Annotated in this window: 1 protein-coding gene; it reads right to left on the reverse strand. The window is 38.9% G+C overall.

From position 1 onward, the window contains the following. Positions 1 to 704: hypothetical protein (locus tag RRY12_12265; GenBank protein MEG2185446.1), on the reverse strand; the 704-nt coding region annotated here is incomplete at both ends.

Consider the following 704-nt stretch of genomic DNA (forward strand, 5'->3'; position numbering starts at 1 on the left):
ACCACCCCAATAAATATCGATATCGATATTCTTTTGAGGAAGTCCAATGTCGTCAGATAATTTTTTAGATTTAGCGACTCGACCGCTTATAATAGCGATCTTGTTTCCTACGCCTTTGGACGAATAGTCAATATCACCGGAAATATTATTTATTGATGGTATGATATTGTAGACGATTTCGTTAAATATAAGAGAGCTTAAAGAACTAGCAAGGTTAGGCTTAAATTTATCGAAAAAACCATAGGTCCAGGCGCCAGGATCAATGATCCAGGTAGTTGACTCTCCCGCTTCTTCTGACCTGTGTGATCCCCCTGTTACTACATGATAGTAAGGCTCTCGATAGTCAATTTTATCTCCATTTTGCCAAGTATCATAGGCATAGCCATCAACAGGAGAAGCATGTCCGTTTGCATCGCCGTTGGAGCTTAACATTGTAAACCCCGTTACAACAGGAAAGCCAAAATCCAAATTCGTATTTATCAAATGTTTTCTCGCTATTGGGAGCATAGTGTCAGGCACTTTCATTTCGCCTTGCATTTTGTACACAGCAAGACTGTGAGCCGATAAAAAACCATAACGAGAAATAGGATATGACGCTAAGTTTCCCTCACTAATCATTGCGCCATATGGGGTACCAGTACTTAGAATGCTTACATTCTTAAAATAATAATCTGGCAATAATATACTTAAGTCTCTCAGTAATG

Source organism: Cloacibacillus sp. (genome assembly GCA_036655895.1).
Lineage (GTDB): Bacteria > Synergistota > Synergistia > Synergistales > Synergistaceae > JAVVPF01.